The following is a 19,677-nucleotide window of genomic DNA, read 5'->3' on the forward strand; positions in this document are numbered from 1 at the left end:
ACCACGCCATGAACCAGACCACCTTCAGCGATTCCATGAGCACCTCCAGGGCCACGCCCGCTCTGCCCATGGGAACCCAACAGTCCAGCTCGCACTGGTTGAGCGGCGCGCGCCTGTGGGTCTACCCGCTCGCAGCGCTCGCCTACTATCTTGGCGTGGCGCTGGCCTACGTGTATCACCTGGTGTGGCTGAAGGACCCGCAACTGAGCGTGCTTGCCGTGGACTGCCTGCCGTTCTGGAGTGCCTCGCATCTCGCCCTGCAAGGACACGCGGTGGATGCGTACAACTTCGACATCCTGAAGCCCGTCGAGGAATATGCCGCGGGGCGGCCCGTCGGCGTCCTTCCGTGGCTCTATCCGCCGACGTTCCTGCTCTTCGTTTATCCGCTGGCACTGCTGCCGTTCACGCTCTCTGCACCCATCTTCCTGTTCGGCGCGCTCGCCCTGTTCGTCAAAGTGATCAAGACGATCGCGCCTCACCCGCGCACCACACTGCTCGCAATCGCCTTCCCGGGTTCCGCGCTCGTGCTGACGTCCGGCCAGAATGGGCTGCTCACGGCGTCACTGGTTGGGCTCGGACTGATCTTGTTGCGCCGCCGCCCGCTTCTCGCGGGGCTCTGCTTTGCACTCGTCGCGATGAAGCCACAGCTGTGCGTGCTCATTCCGCTTGCGCTACTGGCTTCACACTCGTGGCGCGCACTGGGCGCAATGAGCGTGGGCGTGGCGCTTTCACTGGGGTTCTCGGTACTGGCTTTCGGCAGCGAAACGCTTGTCGCGTTCGTTCATAACATGGGGCTCGCCAACAGCTTCGTCGAAACGGGACGGGCCCTCCTGTTTCGCGTGCCCACGCCGTTCGCGGCGCTCAAGCTGCTCCATGCGCCAACCGCGCTCGCCAGCGGCGCACAGGCCGCATCCGCCCTGTGCGCCGCCGCCGCCGTCTGCTACGCGTGGGGCCGGCCCAGCGCTTTCGGGCTGCGCGCCGCCGTGCTCGTATGTGCCAGCATGCTCGTGAGCCCATACCTCTATGACTATGACCTGACCTGGTATGGAATTGTGATCGCATGGGTGGTCCATCACGCGCGAGACCACGGCTTTCAGCGCGGACAGCGCGAATGGCTGGCCGTACTCTGGCTTGCCCCCATTGCCGGCCTGACGCTCGTTTCTCATCTGCACGTCCCGTTCACCCCGCTCATCTCGATTGCCACGCTCTGGATGCTGATCGCGCAAATCGCGCGCGAGCGAAGCGCGCAGGCAATCTCCAACACCGCAGCCTCGTCGTAAGAGGGAGAAAACATCATGAACATGCCTATCGACGAACAAGTGCGTCGCGCCGGACTCGCGCTCGAGACCCCGCTCATCTCCATCGTCGCTCCGTTCTACAACGAGCAGGACGGCGTCGCAGCGTTCTTCGAACAGATCATCGCGACGATGGAGTCCATTGAATCCGTGCGCTTCGAGATCGTCTGCGTCAACGACGGCAGTCGCGATGGCACTCTTGAAGAGCTGGTCCTCGTGAGCCAACGCGACCGGCGCGTCAAGGTCATCGATCTCACGCGCAACTTCGGCAAGGAGGCTGCACTCACGGCGGGTCTGCACGAAGCGTCCGGCGACGCTATCGTCGTCATCGATGCGGACCTGCAGGATCCGCCCTCGTTGATCCCCGAAATGATCCGGCGTTGGCAGCAAGGCGCGGAAGTCGTACTCGCACGGCGTGCCAGCCGCGCCTGCGATTCCTTTCTGAAGCGCACAACCGCAGCGTTGTTCTATCGCATCCACAACGCACTATCGGAATTGAAGATCCCCGAAAACGTGGGCGACTTCAGACTCATGGATCGTCAGGTGGTCAATGCGCTGCGCAGTCTTCCGGAGCGGCATCGGTTCATGAAGGGGCTGTTCGCGTGGGTCGGATTCAATACGGTCACGATCGACTATGAACGCACACCACGCAGCGCAGGCAAAACCAAGTTCTCTGGCTGGCGCCTGTGGAATTTTGCTCTCGAAGGCATTACGAGTTTCAGCACCGTGCCGTTGCGTATCTGGATGTATATCGGTGGCGCGATCGCCGCGCTCGCGTTTTGCTACGGTACGTTCATGGTCGGGCGTACGTTGCTGTTCGGCAATCCTGTTCCGGGCTACGCTTCTCTCGTTTCCGTGGTGCTCTTCATGAGCGGCATACAGCTGGTTGGCATCGGTGTCATTGGCGAATACGTCGGGCGTATTTACGACGAGTCAAAAGAGCGGCCCGTCTACCTCGTGCGCCGGCGCTACGAGGCGCGTGCCAGCATCAGCGTCCTGCCGGTCGAACGCGCAGAGGCACGTACTCATAGCGCGCCACTGGAACTGGTTAGCTGGCGTGGCGCGTCGAAGGTGCGAGCAGCCGGCCGATGAAGATGCGCCGATCAAGGGTCGCGGTAAATGCGCAGGGCCTCGCGATACGCGTTGCGACCCAGGCCAGCCACAATACAGCTACGGCAAAACAACAGCCGTGGCTGTGCCGTGAACGAATCAGGTTGTACAGCGCGGCATTGTTCATCTTGCAGGCGGCGCTAATCGGAATCTGGGCGGTGTGCTATTGGGGCCTCCATAAAGAAGGGGTCCCGCTCCCCGGTTCGGATTTTCGGGTCTTCTGGTGCGCCTCTGAGGTTTCACTGCGCCACGGGGCCGCGGCGGCGTTCGACAACCAGCGGCTACTGGCCTGCGAGGCGTCGCTGCAGGCGGGCACGCCTTTGGCAAACATGTTCGCTCCGTGGATTTACCCACCCACGTTTCACTTGCTCGTGTACCCGCTTGCGTTGCTGCCCTATGCGGCTTCGTATGCACTCTTTGTGGGTATCGGCATTGCGCTCTGCCTCTTTGCCTGCATGCCAGCGATGAAGCAAAATGCTTTGCCCTGGATAACTGTCGCGGCATTTCCGGGGATATGGGTGACGATGGTTCACGGGCAGAATTCTTTGCTCACGCTGGCATTGGCGGCAGGTGCCCTCTTAATGCTGGAGACTGCGCCTGTGTGGGCCGGCGTGTGTGCAGGCATGCTCGTGATCAAGCCTCAATTGGGCATCCTGTTCCCACTGTTCTTTCTGTGCGGCCGCCACTATCGCGCGTGTGCCGCAACGATATTGACTGCCGGCTTGCTTTGCACAGTAAGCACGGTGCCGTTTGGCTGGTCGCTGTGGATCAGGTTCTTTCAGTCCGCGGCGTGGTTTCAGGATGTCGCGCTGTCGCACAACGAAGGTGGGCTCTGGCGTGCCATGCCCACTGTCTTCGCGTTCTTGCGTGCGGCCGGCGTAGGCGCGGGCGCGGCGTACTCGATACACGTCGCAATCGCCCTTGCGGCGGTGCTGGCCACTTCGATGGCCTGGGCGCGCCGGATGAACCGGGAACTGCTCGCGGCGGCCGCCATCGTCACCACGCTCATGATTCAGCCCTATCTCGTGTACTACGATCTCGCCTGGCTGCTTCTACCTATCGTGTGCATTTGCGCCCACGCTAACACACGCCACTCATCAACGTCTCTTTCCGCTATGGACTATACCTTCGTGACGCTGGCGTGGTTCACGCCCCTGCTGTCGTTTCTCCTGATCTGCAATACGACAGCCACGCACTCATGGGCGGCATTCCTCCTCCCTGCGTGGCTCATTCTGATACTGATACGCGCCTCACGCGACCGTGCGAAATAGATGCGCTGGGCCGCAGAGGTCGCCGGCCGGAAGCTGCGGCGTGCGACCTCCGATGGCTCACTCAGCGAAAAACCGTCCGCACTTCCTTGTCGATCCTCGCATTTGCAGGCGCGCGATCGCTCATTGCAGACCCCGCCTTCTGAACGGCAGTCAGCGCCCACAGGAAAACGGCAAACCAGCCGAGCACGGTCCATCCGAGCAGCATGTTAAGCCTCGTGATGGCGCGTCGCTTACGGTGCATACCGTGGAACGCGATGATCGAAGGAAGGAAATACAGCAACACCAACATGGCGAGAAGCCCACCCGAATCACTGGGCGTGTGCGCGGCACCTGTGCTCGATTGATCGTTACGCATGTTGTCCCCCGTAATTCAACGCCAGCGTGAACTCACGCGATGCGCCTCTGACGCCACCTGGCCGTGTACCAGCTCTGAATGGCATTATTTTGCAGCTAACCCGGTCCCTGCATTGATATCTGCCAACTGCCGCTTGCCAGCGCGCACAGCCTGTTGCGCGAGGTAGCGCCGCACGACGACCATCAACAGCGCGAATACGATGACAGTTACATAAACGCCGGCCGCCCAATCCCCAGGGGTATAGAAGACGAGCGGCGAGAGCCATGCGCCCACTACCGCGACCCCATCGCCGCGAAGCCAGCCGTTGCGGGCACCATCGCGCACGAGCCACAGAATCGGCAAGCCGAGCAGAAGCAGGTCGTAGGGCATCACATAGGTCGGCACCAGCAGCGTGGCGAGCATGAGCACCGACGCCCGCAACTCGAATCGCGCGCGCACGGCCCAAAGCCAGGCGACGGCGCTAACGGCCAGCACCGCCACGACCGCGTGCAAGCCATACGCGGTCGGCACGGCCACGCCGAAATGGCGCGCGGCGCCAAACGCCGTCGATATGCCGCGCGGCCACCGGTCTGAATACTCGACGACGAACTGGCTAAAGGCGGGCAACGCCTGCGCAAAGCGGGAGAACGTGTCGAATCCGAGCACCAGCCCGGCGAGCGCGGAAAACGCGCCGACAGTCAGCGCCGCCGACACGAAGGCGCGCCAATGCCTGCCGAACAGCAACGCAATGGGAATCACGAGGCCCAGCTGCGGTTTAATGGCCAGCAATCCGAAGCAAATGCCTGCGAGCCATGGGCGCCTGGTGAGCGAGATGAGTCCCAGCCCCAAGAGCCCAAAAGTCAAAAATGAGTTCTGCCCGGCGCCGGCCGCGACCCAGACGGCAGGAAAAGCGACAACCGACAGCCACCATGACGGGTTCCGCACCGTTGGCAGGATGCGCGCGCACACGTGGTATGCGAAGGCCATGCCTGCCGATACATAGGCGAGACACGAGACGGAGAAAGGCAGCAACGCGGCCGGGAGCATGACCAGCAAAAACGTGGGCGGATAGGTCCACGGCGTGACGAATGGCGTCGGCAGCATGTTCTGCAGCGGTAACGCGATCCGCTCGATGAGGGCAGTGTCGAACACGCTGGCTGCCGGCCCATGCAGCGCGAGCCAGGAGGCGCTCCAGAATACGGCGAAATCCCAACCTGGCGGGCTGACGTTGGGTATCCGGTCGATGCAGCCAAACCAGATCCGCAGCGAAAAATAGCCAATATTCACCAGCAGCACGAAGGACGCGTAAATACGGATACGCTGCCCGTCGAGCCAGGCGGGCGCCGCGTGCAATGGCCGGGAATCGCGATGGATGGAATCGTCGCGCACGATCATGGCGCCTGATTGGCCCAGGCAATCGAGACACGATCGCCGGTCGCAATGACTTCAGCGACTCCGAACCTGGTTCTGAACCCGATGACACGCAACATCCCCCGGCCCTCCTCGACATGCGCGACGCTTGGGCCGGATGACCGCGACGCCCCGCCCTTTAAGTCTGGCGGCGCATCTCGTGCCGGTCGTGCCTCGCGACAGCTTGTATCCCGAAGTATGGGCGAACAGCTTGCCGCGCGACAGTCACATCGAGTCCGTAAACGTTCGCGAGCCCGCACACAGCCGTTAAATCGGTCGTGTGCGGGCTCGCTGTCTACGTTGCGGCGGTCCGCCGCGGCGTCTTCGTCAGAACGGCAGCTTCGCGTCCGGCTTTTCAGCGAGAATCACGCGCTTGAAGTCGGCCTGAATGCGCGCGAGCGCGGCATCGTTGTCGGCCTCGAAGCGCATCACGACCACGGGCGTGGTGTTCGACGAGCGCGCGAGACCGAAACCGTCCGGATATTCCACGCGCAGGCCGTCGATGGTGATGACCTCGTCGGCGCCCGTGAACTTCGCGTTCTTCTGCAGCTTCGCGATCAGCTCAAAGTTTTCGCCTTCTTCCAGCTTGAGTTGCAGTTCAGGCGTGGCGTGCGAGTTCGGCAGGTCGTTGAGCAGCTTGCTCGGATCGGCCACGCGCGAGAGGATTTCGAGCAGGCGCGCGCCCGTGTACAGGCCGTCGTCGAAGCCGTACCAGCGGTCCTTGAAGAACACGTGGCCGCTCATTTCACCGGCGAGCGGCGCGCCGGTTTCGCGCAGCTTCGCCTTCACGAGCGAGTGACCCGTCTTCCACATGAGCGGCTCGCCGCCCTTCTCCTTCACCCACTTCGCGAGATTGCGCGTGCACTTGACGTCGTAGATGATCTGCTTGCCCGGATTGCGCGAGAGCACTTCCTCGGCAAACAGCATGAGCTGGCGATCGGGGTAGATGATCTCGCCGTCCTTGGTCACGACGCCCAGACGGTCGCCGTCGCCGTCGAACGCGAAGCCGATTTCCGCATCCGTTTCCTTCAGCGCCCGGATCACGTCCTGCAGGTTCTCGGGGTGCGCCGGGTCCGGATGGTGGTTCGGGAAATTGCCGTCCACTTCCGTGAAGAGCTCGACCAGTTCGCAGCCCATCGCCTTGAACAGACGCGGCGCCAGGTCGCCGGCCACGCCGTTGCCGGTGTCGACGACGATCTTCAGCGGGCGCGCGAGCTTCACGTCGCTCAAGATGCGATCGACATAGGCGTCGGCGATGTCGTACTTCGTGTAGCTGCCCTCGCCCGCGTCGAAACGGTCTGCAACGATGCGGTCGTACAGCGCGAGGATCTGGTCGCCGTAGATGGCCTTGCCGCGCAGGACCATCTTGAAGCCGTTGTAGTCGGGCGGATTGTGGCTGCCCGTCACGACGATGCACGAATCCACGTTGCGCTCGCCGCCCACCAGCTTGAGCGGCACGCTCGCGGCGAAGTAGCCCACGGGCGTGGGCACCATGCCGACGTCGACCACGTCCACGCCGGCCTCGCACAGGCCGTCGGCCAGCGCACGCGAGAGGTCGGGACCCGAGAGCCGGCCGTCGCGCGCGATCACCACGGCGTCGCCGCCCTGCGCACGCACTTCGCTGCCGAACGCGCGGCCAATGGCGCGCGCAGTGTCGGTGTCGAGCGTCTTGCCGATCACGCCGCGAATGTCATATGCCTTGAAAATCGATTTCGAAATCATGTTGAGGCTCACGTCCAGATGGGGATTCGGGTCTATTCGTAACACAGACAGGCGACTGTAAGCCTCTGGCGTTACGAAAAGTGGGTTCCGTTACAAACTATAATTGCCGTTTTTCGGCAGTGGTATGCACCCATTTTAATGCTTCGCCGTTTCCTTTTATTGCCAAAATATTCGCCAAAAATGGCGGCGAGACTGCGCATGCCGCGTGCCTGCCCCATCTTTGGCGCCTCCTGCCAAGGCGAGGCGCGATGCTGAGCCTCAAGCGCTTTGGCAACCCCGACGTCGCCCGCGCGTTTGCAAACATCGTGTGGCTCGGCCTCGAGCGCGTCACGCAGATCGCGGTGGCCATCGTCATCAGCGGCGTGCTCGCACGCTATTTCGGCCCTGACGTCTTCGGCAAGTGGCAATACGCCAACACGCTTTTGCTCGTGCTCGCGCCCGTGACCTGGGTGTGCGGCGCCGAGATTCTCGTGCCCACCATCGTCAACCGGCCGCCGGAGCAGCTCGGCACCGTGCTCGGGAGCGCGTTTGCGCTGCGCATCGGCGTGTCGGCGGCGGCGCTGCTCGTCACGTGGGCCGGTATTGCGCTTGGTGTGACCGATCCGATGGTCGGTGCGATGCTCGCCGGGCTCGCGGTGACGATGCTGTTTCGCGAGCCGTTCGTGGGCGTAATCAACGCCTGGCTGCAGAGCATGACGTACAGCAAGCCGCAATTGCTCGCGAGCATGACGACGGCCGTGATCAAGGCGCTGCTCGTCTACCTGCTTGCGCGCGCGGCGTTCGCGCCCGCGACCTTCGGCTGGCTCTGGGCGCTGGAATCGGCGGCGATTGGCGCGGCGCTCGTGCTCTACTTCCGGCGCCGCCACGGCGGCAAGCTTGGCTGGCACGTGGACCGCTCGCTTTTCAAGCATTTCGCAAGCGCAGGCACGGTGTTCTGGCTCGGGCTCATCTGCATGTACCTGTTCCTGAAGCTCGACCGCCTGATGCTCGAGCGCACGATCTCGTTCGCCGATCTTGGCCGCTACTCCGCCGCGCAGCAGCTCAACGAGAACTGGATCACGCTCGCGCTCATGCTCTCGCAGACCATCGCGCCCGCCTTCGTTTACCGCGTGCAGCAGACCGCGCAGCTGCGCCGCAACCTCGTGCGCCTCTTCGCGATGACGGCCGTGCTGATGGTGGCCGGCGCGCTCGTGCTCGATGCGCTCGCGGGTTTCATCATTAGCCGCGTGTTCGGGCCGGACTATGAAGGCGCGATCGGCATCTTCCGCTGGGCTGTTTGGCTTTCGGTGCCGGCGGGGCTCGAGGCCATCGGCAACCTCGTCGTGCTCAAATATCAGGCGAAATTCGTGCTGCTCGCCAAATGGCTGCTCGCGCTCGCCGTGGCGTTCGCCGTGAATCTCGTGGCGATCCCGCGCCTTGGCTCGTACGGCGCGCTATGCGGTCTCGCGGCGGGCTATCTCGCGGCGGCCTGCGTGAACCTCTACTACATCCGCTTCAAGCTAGTTTCATGATGAATTCCGCCGCGCTCCCGGCAAACGACGCACGCGTAGGCGCGCTCGCCGACGTCGCCGTGCTCATGCCCGCATATAACGGCCAGAACGACGTCGCGCGCACGCTCGCTTCGTTCGAGGAGGACGCAAACATCTATGCGCTCGTCGTCGACGACGGCAGCACGCCGCCCATCGTCGCGCCCGAGGTGCCAGGCATGTGCGTGGAAGTCTTGCGCATGTCGCAGAACGGCGGCATCGAGCGCGCGTTGCAGGCGGGTATCGAAGCGCTCGCGGCGCGAGGGTTTCGCTACGCGGCGCGTATCGACGCGGGCGATCTCGCAGCGCCCCAGCGCCTGGCGAAGCAGCGCGCGCGCATGGAAGCGGAGCCCGCGCTCGCAGCGCTCGGCACGTGGACCCAGGTGGTCAATCGCGCGGGCGAGCCGCTTTTCATGCTGCGTCCGAGCAGCGATGCGCGTGCGCTGCGCCGCTCGCGCCTCTTGCGCTCGCCGCTCGTGCATCCTTCGGTGATGCTGCGTATTGATGCCGTGCTCGCTGTGGGCAACTATCGCGTACAGTATCCGGCCGCCGAGGACCTCGACCTGTTCCTGCGACTGATGGAGCGCTACGAGTGCGCGAATCTGCCGGAGCTTGGTTTGTACTACGAACTGAATGAAGGCGGCATAAGCGCGACGAAGCGCCGGCGGCAGATCGTATCGACGTTGCGCCTGCAATTGCGTTATCTGAATGTGCTGAATTGGCGCGACTGGGCGGGCGTGGCGAAGAGCTTGCTGCACTTCGTGACGCCCTATCGCACCTTGCACAAGATGAAGCGTGCGCTGTTCGCGCGCGACTCAGCCTAGATCCAGCGCAGCAGCACGGGCAAGAGCACCGGCACGACGAACGCGGTAAAGACACCGTTCAGACCCATGCCAAGCCCTGAAAATGCGCCCATCTCCTCGCTCACCTGAAACGCACGCGCGGTGCCGATGCCGTGCGAGGCCACGCCGATTGCGAAGCCGCGCACCTCGGTCTCACGCACGCGAATCACGTTAAGAATCCAGCGAGCGGTCACCGCGCCGAACACGCCCGTCGATATCACGAGCACGGCAGTAAGCGACGGGATGCCGCCGACCTTGTCGGCAACGGCCATGGCAATCGGTGTAGTGACAGATTTTGGCGCAAGCGACGCAATGGTCTGATGCGAAGCGCCGAAGAGCTTCGCGACGCCGACCGCAGAAACGATCGCCGTAAGCGAGCCCGCAACGAGCCCGCCGAGCAATGGCAGCGCGCCGCGCTTGAGCTTGTCCCACTGACGATAGAGCGGCAGTGCGAGCGCGACCGTGGCGGGGCCGAGCAGGAAGTGCACGAACTGGGCGCCCTCGAAATACGTGCGATACGGCGTATCCGTGATCTTGAGCGCCGCGACGACGAGCGCCACGGCAATCAACACCGGGTTCGCGAGCGGATTGTGCTTGGCCCGCGCGTAGATATTGATGGCGATGAGATAGGCGACGAGCGTCACCGTCAAGCCGAGCAGCGGCGTGGCGGCGAGGTAGACCCAGATCGCGTCGAGCTTCGTGATGGGCAGATGGCTGTTCACGCTGTGCCCTCCCCGGCCGTCGTGTTGCGACGCTGGCGACGCAACAGTGCGCGCGTGACGAGCGCCGTCACCGCGATGCCGAGCGTCGTGCTCACGACGAGGCTCGCGATCACGGCGAGCGCCTCGCCGCGCACGGCCTGCGCGGACACCATGATGCCCACGCCCGCCGGAATGAAGAGCAGCGAGAGATGTCGCAGCAATTCGAGCGCGGTCGGCTCGATGGCCTCGGCGGCAGCAGGCCGCATCAACGCGAAGGCGAACAGGAGCAGCATGCCGATCACGGGCCCGGGCACGGGCAGCGAGAACACGTAGGACACGCTCTCGCCGAGACATTGGAAGATCAGGAGGGCGGCAAGGGAACGAAGCATGGCTAAGGGCAAGGCGGGGCTGGAAACATGCGCGGCGCGCGCAGTGTAGCCCAATGGCGCGCGAGGCGCAGCGAATCTTCATACTAGCTTGCAGCGCGCGCCCTGTGCGCGCCGCTTCGGTCGGGCGGGTAGCGGCGCCGGTCGGCTAAAATGTGCGCCCCGGCCGCTGCCGCCATCGCCTGCCAACGACGCCCCCGCTTTCGTGAACTCCTCGCCCGCCCAATCCGCCGCCAGCGCGCCCCAGTCCGCCGCGCATCGGCATCCACTGCACGTCGCCCTCGTCTGCAACACGGCCTGGGCGATCTATACCTATCGGCGCGGCTTGTTGCGTGCACTCACAGAAGCGGGTGCGCAAGTCACCGTGATCGCGCCGCGCGACCGCACGTTCGAGCCACTCAAACAAATGGGCTGCCACTGTATCGAACTGCCGGTCGCCTCGAAGGGCACGAATCCGCTCGACGACCTGCGCACGCTCCTCGCGCTCTATCGCCACTATCGCGCGCTGAAGCCGTGCGTCGTGTTCCACTACACGATCAAGCCGAACATCTACGGATCGATTGCCGCCTGGCTCGCGCGCACGCCTTCGGTGGCGGTCACAACGGGCCTCGGTTACGTATTCATCCAGAAGAGCCGCGCCGCGCAGGTCGCCAAGCGTTTGTATCGTTTCGCGTTCCGCTTCCCTCGCGAGGTCTGGTTCCTCAATCGCGACGACGAAGCCGCCTTCAAGGATGGCAATCTTCTCGCGCATCCCGAACGCGCGAGGCTGCTGCACGGCGAGGGCGTCGATCTCGACGATTTCCCGTTCACGCCGCTGCCCGTGCGCGCAGAGTTTGCGTTCGTTCTGATTGGCCGGCTGCTCTGGGACAAGGGCGTGGGCGAGTACGTCGATGCCGCACGCACGCTGCGCGCGCGCTATCCGCACGCACGCTTCCAGCTGCTCGGCCCGGTGGGTGTGGACAACCCGAGCGCGATCTCGCGCGAAGAAGTCGCCGCCTGGGAACGCGAAGGCGTGATCGAATATCTGGGCGAAACGGCCGATGTGCGCCCTTTTATCGCCGATGCGGATTGCGTCGTGCTGCCCTCGTACCGCGAGGGCGTGCCGCGCACGCTGATGGAAGCGAGCGCGATGGGCCGCCCGATCGTGGCCACCAACGTGCCCGGCTGCCGCGAAGTGGTTGCCGACGGCGTGAACGGCCTGCTGTGCGAAGCGCGTGACGCCGCCTCGCTATCCGCCAGCCTCGCGCGGATGCTGGACCTCGACGGGCCGGCGCGCGCCGCCATGGCCGGGCGCGGCCGAAAAAAAATCGAGAAAGAATTCGATGAGCGCGTTGTGGTACAACGCTACCGGGAACTGATCCGGGAAATCACCGGGTCGACTTTTTGATCGAGTCTGGATTTCACGGGAACGAACACAGCATGACTGCGACGAACTCAAAGGGCACCATCCTCGTCACCGGCGGCGCGGGCTATATCGGATCGCATACCTGCGTCGAGCTGCTCAATGGCGGCTATGAGGTGGTCGCCATCGACAATCTCGTGAATAGCAGCAGCGAATCGCTCAAGCGCGTCGAGCAGATCACCGGTAAGCCCGTGGCGTTCTACGAAGCCGACGTGCGCGACGCAGCGGCCGTTTCGGGCGTTTTCGAAGCGCATCGCATCACTGGCGTGATCCATTTCGCGGCGCTCAAGGCCGTGGGCGAATCGGTCGCGAAGCCCATCGAGTATTACCGCAACAACGTCGACGGCCTGCTCGTGGTGCTCGACGTGATGCGCCAGCACGGCGTGAAGCAGTTCGTGTTCAGCTCTTCGGCCACGGTGTACGGCATGCCCGAACGCTCTCCGATCGACGAAACGTTTCCGCTCTCGGCAACGAATCCCTACGGCCAGTCGAAGCTCATCGCTGAGCAGATCCTGCGCGACGTCGAGATCTCTGACCCGGAGTGGCGCATTGCCGTGCTGCGCTATTTCAACCCGGTTGGCGCGCACGAAAGCGGGCTAATCGGCGAGGACCCGGCGGGCATCCCGAACAACCTCATGCCTTATGTCGCGCAAGTGGCGGTCGGCAAGCTCGAAAAGCTGCGCGTGTTCGGCGGCGACTACCCGACCCCGGACGGCACGGGTGTGCGCGACTACATTCACGTGGTCGATCTCGCGAAGGGCCACCTGAAGGCGCTCGATGCGCTTGCCTCGCGTGGGGAAGGCCTGGTCGTGAATCTCGGCACCGGGCGCGGCTACAGCGTGCTGGAAGTCGTGAAGGCGTTCGAACAGGCCTCAGGGCGCCCCGTGCCCTATGAGATTGTGGCGCGCCGGCCTGGCGACATCGCCGAGTGCTATGCGAACCCGGTCGCGGCGGAATACGTCATCGGCTGGAAAGCGGAGTTCGGGATCGAGCGCATGTGCGTGGACCACTGGCGCTGGCAGGAGAAGAATCCGCGGGGGTTTGAGTAAGACTGAATGCAGCCGCGCTGGTTTATCGGGCAGGCGCGGCTGCCAAGAATGACGCGAGCGCGGTACATCGGCGCGACGTGTCGACAGCAGGCAGAATGTACGCTGCCCGCCACCTTCACGCGGCGTCGCTATCGGTCAACATCCAGTTCAAGGTGTCGTAGAGTGTCGGCGCATCGAGCTGCCCGATGGCGCTCAACAGCTTGTGGTTGTCGCCACACTGCGATTTCACCTCGTGCTCACGCACAAAGTCGGGATTGGTCCGCGCTTCGATATCGTGACCGGTGATCGTGGACATTGTCTGCAGCACGTGCGTGAGCGTGACCGCATGGCCCGAACACACGTTGAACACTTCGCCGACCGGCGCCTTTTCGAGCAGCCTGCAATACACGTCGGCCACCCAGCGCACATCGGAGAAGTCGCGAGCCACATCGCGATTGCCCAGCTCGATGACCGGCGCACGCCGACGGAAGTGATCCGCCATCTTCGCAACGAGAAAGCTCAGCGATTGGCCCACGCCGATGCAATTGAACGGGCGCACCGTGATGATCGGCAACCGGTCCGTCCAAAGTTGCGCCATGTATTCGAGCGCGACCTTGCTCACGGCGTAGTCGTTCGCAGGATGATACGGCGCCGTCTCCGGGATCGGCAGACCCAGCGGGCCCGCGCCATAAATGTTCGCGCTGCTTGCAAGCAGCACCGCCGAAGGTTTCTTTTCAGCCGCGGCGAGCGCCTCGAGCAGATTGCGCGATCCTACGACGTTGGTCGCGTAAATTTCCCCCGGATTGCCGTGCCCGACGAACGAGATGGCGGCCAGATGCACGACCCAGTCGGGTCGCGCACGCGCCACCACCTCTGCAAGCCCCGCGCGATCCTGAAGATCGCACGCGTACACGTCAGGTTTGGGCTCATCACAGCGTCGCACGAGACTCGAAATCTGATGGCCGCGCGAGCGCAATGCCTGAGCAACATAACGCCCCGTGAAGCCTTCGGCTCCTGTAATCAGCACTGAAGCCATCAGAACGACGTCCCCTTCTTGTTACGCGCGATATCCGCTTCGACCATCATCTGGCACAGTGTTTCAAGTGACGTTTTCGGCGCCCAGCCAAGCTCGTCGTGCGCCTTTTGTGCATCGCCGATGAGCAGGTCGACTTCGGCCGGACGATAGAACGCGGGATTCACGCGCACGATCGTCTTGCCGCTCTTGCCATCGCGTCCAATTTCGTTTTCCGCGGTGCCTTGCCATTCGATCTCGATGCCAAGGCACTTCGCCGCCGCGTTGACGAAATCGCGCACGCTCACCGTGCGGTTGGTTGCGAGCACATAAGTATCGGGCTGATCGGCCTGCAACATGCGCCACATCCCTTCCACGTATTCCTTCGCGTAGCCCCAGTCGCGCTGTGCGTCGAGGTTGCCTAGCTCAAGCACGTCGAGCTGGCCGAGGCTGATTTTCGCGAGCGAATCGGTGATCTTGCGCGTCACAAACTCGCGCCCGCGCAGCGGCGATTCGTGATTGAAAAGAATGCCGCTCGACGCAAACATGTCGTAGCTTTCACGGTAGTTCACCGTGATCCAGTGCGCGTAGAGCTTGGCAACGCCGTACGGGCTGCGCGGGTAGAACGGCGTCGATTCCGTCTGAGGAATAGCCTGCACTTTGCCGAACATCTCCGACGTGCTGGCTTGATAGAAACGCGCCTTCGGATTGATGATGCGCAGCGCCTCGAGCAGATTCAGTGCGCCGACTCCGGTTACCTGTGCCGTGAGCGCCGGCTGCTCGAACGACACGCCAACGAAGCTTTGCGCAGCGAGGTTATACACCTCGTTGGGCTGCGCACGCTCCATCAGGCGAATACAGCTGCCCGCATCCAGCAGATCGTGCTCGACGAGGCGCAGATTTTGATGATGGGCGACACCAAGCTCTTCGAGACGCCAAAAGTTGACGGAACTCGTCCGGCGGTACGTGCCGTAGACGATATAGCCTTTCTCGAGAAGCTGCTCCGCCAGATAGGCGCCGTCCTGGCCGGTAATGCCAGTAATGATTGCTGATTTCACGATGTTCCTTCCCTCAAGTATGCGAATGATGCCATGCGCAGGTTCTTCGCGAGCGGTTTTGAAACATCGATTAGTCCGAGATTCAAATTGCGGCGCGCAGGTTCCTCATAGGCGCCCTTTGCCCGATCGGCGAATCGAAGTGCCTTGCAAAAATCTGATTGTTCACTGTGCCCGCGACGGGCGATCGCATTTGGGCGCTTAAGTCTGCCTGCATCCGCATAATATTTATTCTTGTGCAGCTTGCTGCCCGGCGGTGCGATCCTGGAGCGCAGACAGGCTTATGTCAAGCTCGACGGCTATTCGCGCCCTTATTTTGAGGGCGTTGACGGTCCTGATGTGCGCATTTTTCGGGGAAAACGCGAGCGGGTGGAATGTGTGCGTACAATGGCGGGTTTCCCGTCAGACTTCGTAACCGAGAGGGTGCGATTTGGGGACGTAATGCGGGAGATGTAGTCAGTCCCGCCCTTACCGACAAGAGCAGTGTAGCGATGCAGACAGCAGTGACGATTGACTCCCGACGCACCGAACCTGGCGACTGGCTGACCGCGGCTTTCCTGCTCGGCTTTCCCTCTATCGCGATGCTCGTGCAGGGCGCCTCGAGCGCCGTATCGATCGGCGCGGGTGTCATTGCGCTGGCGGCGCTGTGCTGGCGGCCGGCCGGCGGGCCGTATGGCTACGCGCGTCCCGACCGCCTCGGGCTGGCGTTGTGCATTGCACTGTGCGCCCCTGTTGCCGCCGTGGCGCTCAGCACGCTCTCGCACGACCATCCATTGCTCCGCACCTGGGATTCGCCCTCGCGGTTCCTGCTTGCAGTCCCGATCTTTCTTGCCCTGCGGCGCGCGCCGCTGCGGATCTTCGCCTGGGCGGATCTCTCCTTTACGCTGGGCGCGCTCTCCTCGCTCGTGATTGCCGTCATCCTGCCGCGCGATTGGGGCGACGGACGCATCGGCAGCGCATTCCTGAATCCGATCCATTTCGGCGATCTCGCGGTCGCGCTCGGCGTGCTGTCGGCGATTGCACTGAACTGGTGGCGCAAGGACTCAACGTTCATGCGCGCGCTCAAGTTCGCGGGCCTGTTTGCCGGCCTTGCCGCTTCGCTGCTGTCGGGCTCGCGTGGTGGCTGGGCTGCGATCCCTCTCGTTGCCGTACTGATCGTGTGGGAACTCGGCCGCGGCAAGCCGCTTCACTGGAAGGTGCTGATGCCGGTGACTGTCGCGCTGCTGCTCGGGATGGTGTACGGGCTGTCGGGGACGGTACGCCAGCGCGTCGGCGATGTGTCATCCGACCTCGCGCAGTACACGCAGGGCCACCGCGACACCTCGGTTGGCATCCGCCTGCAGCTATATGAGGCAGCCTCGACGCTGATCGCTGAACATCCGGTGCTGGGCCTCGGTGGCGACGGGTTCCGCGACAAGATGACCTCGATGGCCAAGCAAGGCGCGCTCACCCCGAAGGCGGCCGCATTCGGCGAAGGCGAAGTGCATAACCAGTTGCTCGCCTACATGGCCAACTACGGCATTGTGGGCGGCCTCGCGCTGCTGTCGATCTACATCGTGCCCGCGATATTTTTCGCGGCGAAGCTCAAGTCCGCATCGAGGACAACGCGGCGCACAGCGCTCATGGGGCTGTCCTTCGTTCTGATGTTTTTCGTTTTTGGGCTGACCGTCGAGACGTTCGACCTGAAGAGCACCGTGTCTTTCTACGCGACCATGCTGGCCGTCCTCGCAGCGATTGCGGAACGCTCGGAGGTTCATGCGAACCTTATCTAGGGCAAAAGCTCAGGTCTGCGCTTCCATTTGATTTTGGGTAATCTGCTCTTCGCAATATCCCACGACTTCGCCTGCGATCTTTGCGTCCGGGATTTCATTGATACTGCCGTCGGTGAAAATCGGTCTCATCTTAGAGCGGGTATGCAAGCGCCATTCGGGGCGAATCTCACTGAAAATGGCGACACCAGGCTTCCCGAGCGCTGCCGCGATATGCATCAGCCCACCATCAGCGCCGAGAAAGAACGAACAGCGGTCGATGACCCCGGCAGCAGCCCGAAGATCGGGCATGTCCGTGACAGTAACGAGGCGTTGTGGGGGCAGATGCGCTTCAATCTGCCTTACCGCCTCGCGAGCAGGTTCGCCATTTCCTAGCAGCACGTAGCGAGGTTTGACGTACGATTTCGGCCAGAACGCATCGACTGCCCGCAACAGTTTTGACCAGTCGTCGATCCGGCGCCGTCTGTCGTTCCCGCCTACCGCAACTAGGATCTGGAAACCATCAGCGTCGGCCGTCTCGTCGTGCACGACCTCAAGGGACGGCTCGATCGGTCCCGTGCCGTTCGTTACGTCGAAAATCTGAGCGAGACGTTCGTAGCTCAACTGCATGCGCGAAAAGTCTTCGTTCCGCCTATGGCCCATAATCGAGCAGAATCTTGTCCGCGGGAAAAAGCGGACTTTTTGCCCTAGTGTTTTGGTCGTAATGTTTTGGACGATAGCAAAGTCGTATCGGTCGTCGGCGTCCGACAACGCCTTAAATACACGTCTGAACCGACTATCGCCGGTGAACAACTCTATCGGCCCGTAGGGCATGCACAGGTCAATCTCGATGTCCGCATGAATCAGGAAACGTTGCGACAAATCCATGATCGAATCACCGATCGTGCCCCAATCGTAATACCACAATACCTTTCTGGTGTTTCGGGGTGCCGTTTCCGTCATCAGGAATTGCTGACCGGACATGACCATCAAGGCCGCGCGTTTTATAGTGGCTAGAGTGCTCATTCAGAGTAGCGGGATTCGGTTCAGTCGTTTCAGTCCGGTATCGTAGCAGCAGTCTACACATGAATGTTCGGCGCACGAACCGGCGTCGCGCATCGTGGACAAACCGCGCCATGTCGGGGTTGAGCTACGCCGTGGAGACCGGTAACCAGGTAGAAAAGGGAAGCGGCTAGCCCCCAGAACTAGGGGCCAGCGATTGCGGCAAAAAAGCTACATCGGGATAAAACGAGGATTGCGCCATGCCTGCACGCCGTCCACGGCCAACTCTGGCTTCCGGTTGTTGACCTGATAGAAGGCGGGCCGCTCCATCTCGATGACCCAGTCGGTGGGCGAGAGAATGTCGTACAGCCTCCCCTCGATGTGTTTCGAGTGAGTGCCGATTAGCAAATAGGCCAGCTTCTCATTGAGCATCGGCAGGCACGCTTCGATCAAGTCAGCTTCTCCACCCTGAATGTCGATGTGCAGCAGGTCAATGCGGTCGCGCCCTGCAATGGCCGCTTCGAGCGAGATCATGGGCAGCAGGTCGTGACTGCCGCTCGCCACGGCTTGATCCTGTTGAGCTTGCGTGGCGTTAAATACCGGCGCCGATCCCCAACTGTGTCCAGGGTGCTCCTGGCGCGGAAATAAAGCGGTTCCGTCACTGGCGGCTGCAATACCGCGATGGAGGGTGAACTCGTCGCTGGTGAATCGTAAGCGGTAATTTCGGCTCATCTGGAACCTGCGGGTAACAGGGATCAAGATTGCGTCCGCAACTTACACACTGCGGACGCAGATCATGACTGACCCACAAACTGACTTTGACTTCCTGCCCCTGCGGGTAATCGGCAAATCGGCCGACGGCAAGAACCGGTACGACCGCGATAGCAAGCGCAAGCTGATCGCGGCGTGCCAGGAGCCCGGCGCCTCAGTGGCCGGGCTTGCGCTCAAGGCCGGCGTAAACGCCAACCAGCTTCGCAAGTGGATCTCCATCGATCGGACAAAGACACGCCGCCGACCTGGACGGCCGCCGGCACCAGCCCGTACGCCGGCATTCGTTCCTGTTCTGGAAGTGGTCGATGCCGGGCCTGGGCACCTGTCAGCCAGGGCATCCCTGTCTGACGCCCAGCCGGCTGCGACGCGGCACGAGCCGATGCGACCCTCGCAACGTGCACCACTGCCTTCGCGCCTGGTGGCGCAGTTGCCCAACGGCGTCAGCCTTGAACTCGAATGTGACCAGCAGGATACGGCACTACTCACGGCGATGATCGATGCGCTGAGGGCGAGGTGATGCTGCGCTTCGATCCCGATCTGAAGGTCTACCTCTGTCGCGAGCCTGTCGACTTCCGTTGCGGCATCAACACGCTCGCGGCCTTGGTCACGGAGTCGATGCAGCTGGACCCGCTCGCCCGCGCCGTGTATGCGTTCCGCAATCGCAAATGCGATCGCGTCAAACTCCTGCTGTATGAGCGCACCGGCTTCTGGCTGCTGCTGCGTCGGCTCGAGGAAGACCGTTTCGTCTGGCCGAAGCGGCCTCAGGAAGTCATCGAGATGACGACGGAGCAGCTCCACTGGCTGCTCGACGGTATCGACATCGACGCCGTTCGTCGCCATCCCGTACGTCGCTACCTGCACGCGAGCTAGTCTGCCCAAAAGACACGTTGCACGTAAACAACGGCGGCGCGCTTTTTACAGTTTGACGTAAACCTGCGGCGCGCCGTGCTCCGCTATCCTGGGGCGCATGAATCCACCCGATCTCAAGCACGTACCCAAGGCCGTCAGGGGCTATATCCGCGATCTCGAAGAGCGCGCGACAAAGGGCATTGCCCAGCGCGA

Annotated in this window: 19 protein-coding genes; 10 read left to right on the forward strand and 9 right to left on the reverse strand. The window is 62.7% G+C overall.

Going from position 1 to position 19,677, the window contains the following annotated elements:
• The first annotated feature begins 8 nt into the window (after positions 1–8).
• From AB4Y40_RS41020 to AB4Y40_RS41030, 3 genes are read left to right on the forward strand one after another with little or no spacing between them, the layout of a single operon-like run.
• Positions 9–1,280: a glycosyltransferase family 87 protein gene (locus AB4Y40_RS41020; RefSeq protein ID WP_368692720.1), complete on the forward strand. Its 1,272-nt coding sequence runs from the start codon at positions 9–11 to the stop codon at positions 1,278–1,280.
• Positions 1,281–1,301: 21 nt separating this feature from the next.
• Positions 1,302–2,387 carry a glycosyltransferase family 2 protein gene (locus tag AB4Y40_RS41025; protein ID WP_368692738.1) on the forward strand — a complete coding sequence of 362 codons (1,086 nt, stop codon included), beginning with the start codon at positions 1,302–1,304 and terminating at the stop codon, positions 2,385–2,387.
• The gene (locus AB4Y40_RS41030; RefSeq protein WP_368692721.1) at positions 2,384–3,676 is read left to right on the forward strand and encodes a glycosyltransferase family 87 protein; all 1,293 of its coding nucleotides are present in this window, start codon (positions 2,384–2,386) and stop codon (positions 3,674–3,676) included. The genes AB4Y40_RS41025 and AB4Y40_RS41030 overlap by 4 nt, the downstream gene beginning before the upstream one ends.
• Positions 3,677–3,737: 61 nt before the next feature.
• On the opposite strand, the gene AB4Y40_RS41035 is transcribed toward AB4Y40_RS41030, so the two are convergent.
• From AB4Y40_RS41035 to AB4Y40_RS41045, 3 genes are all read right to left on the reverse strand, one after another.
• Positions 3,738–4,031: a superinfection immunity protein gene (locus AB4Y40_RS41035; RefSeq protein ID WP_368692722.1), complete on the reverse strand. Its 294-nt coding sequence runs from the start codon at positions 4,029–4,031 to the stop codon at positions 3,738–3,740.
• Positions 4,032–4,115: 84 nt separating this feature from the next.
• Complete coding sequence (locus AB4Y40_RS41040; protein WP_368692723.1) at positions 4,116–5,405, reverse strand: glycosyltransferase family 87 protein; 1,290 nt, start codon at positions 5,403–5,405, stop codon at positions 4,116–4,118.
• A gap of 342 nt (positions 5,406–5,747) precedes the next feature.
• Positions 5,748–7,142, reverse strand: a complete 1,395-nt coding sequence (locus AB4Y40_RS41045) for a phosphomannomutase/phosphoglucomutase (RefSeq protein WP_368692724.1) — start codon at positions 7,140–7,142, stop codon at positions 5,748–5,750.
• A 248-nt stretch (positions 7,143–7,390) separates the two neighbouring features.
• On the opposite strand from AB4Y40_RS41045, the gene AB4Y40_RS41050 reads away from it, so the two are divergent.
• Positions 7,391–8,653 carry an oligosaccharide flippase family protein gene (locus AB4Y40_RS41050; protein WP_368692725.1) on the forward strand — a complete coding sequence of 421 codons (1,263 nt, stop codon included), beginning with the start codon at positions 7,391–7,393 and terminating at the stop codon, positions 8,651–8,653.
• Positions 8,653–9,492 carry a glycosyltransferase family 2 protein gene (locus tag AB4Y40_RS41055; RefSeq protein ID WP_368692739.1) on the forward strand — a complete coding sequence of 280 codons (840 nt, stop codon included), beginning with the start codon at positions 8,653–8,655 and terminating at the stop codon, positions 9,490–9,492. Before AB4Y40_RS41050 ends, AB4Y40_RS41055 begins: the two co-directional genes overlap by 1 nt.
• On the opposite strand, the gene AB4Y40_RS41060 is transcribed toward AB4Y40_RS41055, so the two are convergent.
• Positions 9,489–10,232 (reverse strand): LrgB family protein, encoded by a 744-nt coding sequence (locus AB4Y40_RS41060; protein WP_368692726.1) that lies wholly within the window; start codon positions 10,230–10,232, stop codon positions 9,489–9,491. The two genes, AB4Y40_RS41055 and AB4Y40_RS41060, sit on opposite strands and share 4 nt — an antisense overlap.
• Positions 10,229–10,600, reverse strand: a complete 372-nt coding sequence (locus tag AB4Y40_RS41065) for a CidA/LrgA family protein (RefSeq protein ID WP_368692727.1) — start codon at positions 10,598–10,600, stop codon at positions 10,229–10,231. Before AB4Y40_RS41065 ends, AB4Y40_RS41060 begins: the two co-directional genes overlap by 4 nt.
• 265 nt (positions 10,601–10,865) lie before the next feature.
• On the opposite strand from AB4Y40_RS41065, the gene AB4Y40_RS41070 reads away from it, so the two are divergent.
• Entirely contained in the window at positions 10,866–11,984 is a 1,119-nt protein-coding gene (locus AB4Y40_RS41070) for a glycosyltransferase family 4 protein (protein ID WP_368692740.1), read from the forward strand.
• Between the two features lie 32 nt (positions 11,985–12,016).
• Positions 12,017–13,048 carry a UDP-glucose 4-epimerase GalE gene (gene galE, locus AB4Y40_RS41075; RefSeq protein WP_368692728.1) on the forward strand — a complete coding sequence of 344 codons (1,032 nt, stop codon included), beginning with the start codon at positions 12,017–12,019 and terminating at the stop codon, positions 13,046–13,048.
• A gap of 115 nt (positions 13,049–13,163) precedes the next feature.
• Here galE and AB4Y40_RS41080 read toward each other — a convergent pair whose 3' ends face one another.
• A complete protein-coding gene (locus tag AB4Y40_RS41080) occupies positions 13,164–14,063 on the reverse strand; it encodes an NAD-dependent epimerase/dehydratase family protein (protein WP_368692729.1) in 900 nt (299 codons plus the stop codon).
• Positions 14,063–15,100, reverse strand: a complete 1,038-nt coding sequence (gene gmd, locus AB4Y40_RS41085; protein WP_368692741.1) for a GDP-mannose 4,6-dehydratase — start codon at positions 15,098–15,100, stop codon at positions 14,063–14,065. Before gmd ends, AB4Y40_RS41080 begins: the two co-directional genes overlap by 1 nt.
• 368 nt (positions 15,101–15,468) lie before the next feature.
• On the opposite strand from gmd, the gene AB4Y40_RS41090 reads away from it, so the two are divergent.
• Positions 15,469–16,866: an O-antigen ligase family protein gene (locus tag AB4Y40_RS41090; RefSeq protein WP_368692730.1), complete on the forward strand. Its 1,398-nt coding sequence runs from the start codon at positions 15,469–15,471 to the stop codon at positions 16,864–16,866.
• A 9-nt stretch (positions 16,867–16,875) separates the two neighbouring features.
• Here the strand turns inward: AB4Y40_RS41090 and AB4Y40_RS41095 are convergent, their stop codons facing one another.
• Complete coding sequence (locus AB4Y40_RS41095) at positions 16,876–17,868, reverse strand: glycosyltransferase family 9 protein (RefSeq protein WP_368692731.1); 993 nt, start codon at positions 17,866–17,868, stop codon at positions 16,876–16,878.
• A 207-nt stretch (positions 17,869–18,075) separates the two neighbouring features.
• Entirely contained in the window at positions 18,076–18,576 is a 501-nt protein-coding gene (locus tag AB4Y40_RS41100; RefSeq protein ID WP_368692732.1) for a hypothetical protein, read from the reverse strand.
• A gap of 64 nt (positions 18,577–18,640) precedes the next feature.
• Between AB4Y40_RS41100 and AB4Y40_RS41105 the strand changes: the two genes are divergently transcribed.
• Positions 18,641–19,132, forward strand: a complete 492-nt coding sequence (locus tag AB4Y40_RS41105; RefSeq protein WP_368692733.1) for a transposase — start codon at positions 18,641–18,643, stop codon at positions 19,130–19,132.
• On the forward strand, positions 19,132–19,485 hold the full coding sequence (gene tnpB, locus AB4Y40_RS41110) for an IS66 family insertion sequence element accessory protein TnpB (RefSeq protein WP_368692734.1): 354 nt from the start codon (positions 19,132–19,134) through the stop codon (positions 19,483–19,485). The genes AB4Y40_RS41105 and tnpB overlap by 1 nt, the downstream gene beginning before the upstream one ends.
• The last annotated feature ends 192 nt before the right edge of the window (positions 19,486–19,677 follow it).

The organism is Paraburkholderia sp. EG287B (genome assembly GCF_040965595.1).
Lineage (GTDB): Bacteria > Pseudomonadota > Gammaproteobacteria > Burkholderiales > Burkholderiaceae > Paraburkholderia.

Excerpts from the sequence above, each read along its gene's own strand:
- AB4Y40_RS41020 (WP_368692720.1), top strand. The coding sequence starts at position 9 with ATGAACCAGACCACCTTCAGCGATTCCATGAGCACCTCCAGGGCCACG.
- AB4Y40_RS41025 (WP_368692738.1), top strand. The coding sequence starts at position 1,302 with ATGCCTATCGACGAACAAGTGCGTCGCGCCGGACTCGCGCTCGAGACC.
- AB4Y40_RS41030 (WP_368692721.1), top strand. The coding sequence starts at position 2,384 with ATGAAGATGCGCCGATCAAGGGTCGCGGTAAATGCGCAGGGCCTCGCG.
- AB4Y40_RS41035 (WP_368692722.1), bottom strand. The coding sequence starts at position 4,031 with ATGCGTAACGATCAATCGAGCACAGGTGCCGCGCACACGCCCAGTGAT.
- AB4Y40_RS41040 (WP_368692723.1), bottom strand. The coding sequence starts at position 5,405 with ATGATCGTGCGCGACGATTCCATCCATCGCGATTCCCGGCCATTGCAC.
- AB4Y40_RS41045 (WP_368692724.1), bottom strand. The coding sequence starts at position 7,142 with ATGATTTCGAAATCGATTTTCAAGGCATATGACATTCGCGGCGTGATC.
- AB4Y40_RS41050 (WP_368692725.1), top strand. The coding sequence starts at position 7,391 with ATGCTGAGCCTCAAGCGCTTTGGCAACCCCGACGTCGCCCGCGCGTTT.
- AB4Y40_RS41055 (WP_368692739.1), top strand. The coding sequence starts at position 8,653 with ATGAATTCCGCCGCGCTCCCGGCAAACGACGCACGCGTAGGCGCGCTC.
- AB4Y40_RS41065 (WP_368692727.1), bottom strand. The coding sequence starts at position 10,600 with ATGCTTCGTTCCCTTGCCGCCCTCCTGATCTTCCAATGTCTCGGCGAG.
- galE (WP_368692728.1), top strand. The coding sequence starts at position 12,017 with ATGACTGCGACGAACTCAAAGGGCACCATCCTCGTCACCGGCGGCGCG.
- AB4Y40_RS41080 (WP_368692729.1), bottom strand. The coding sequence starts at position 14,063 with ATGGCTTCAGTGCTGATTACAGGAGCCGAAGGCTTCACGGGGCGTTAT.
- AB4Y40_RS41090 (WP_368692730.1), top strand. The coding sequence starts at position 15,469 with ATGTGTGCGTACAATGGCGGGTTTCCCGTCAGACTTCGTAACCGAGAG.
- AB4Y40_RS41095 (WP_368692731.1), bottom strand. The coding sequence starts at position 17,868 with ATGAGCACTCTAGCCACTATAAAACGCGCGGCCTTGATGGTCATGTCC.
- AB4Y40_RS41100 (WP_368692732.1), bottom strand. The coding sequence starts at position 18,576 with ATGAGCCGAAATTACCGCTTACGATTCACCAGCGACGAGTTCACCCTC.
- AB4Y40_RS41105 (WP_368692733.1), top strand. The coding sequence starts at position 18,641 with ATGACTGACCCACAAACTGACTTTGACTTCCTGCCCCTGCGGGTAATC.
- tnpB (WP_368692734.1), top strand. The coding sequence starts at position 19,132 with ATGCTGCGCTTCGATCCCGATCTGAAGGTCTACCTCTGTCGCGAGCCT.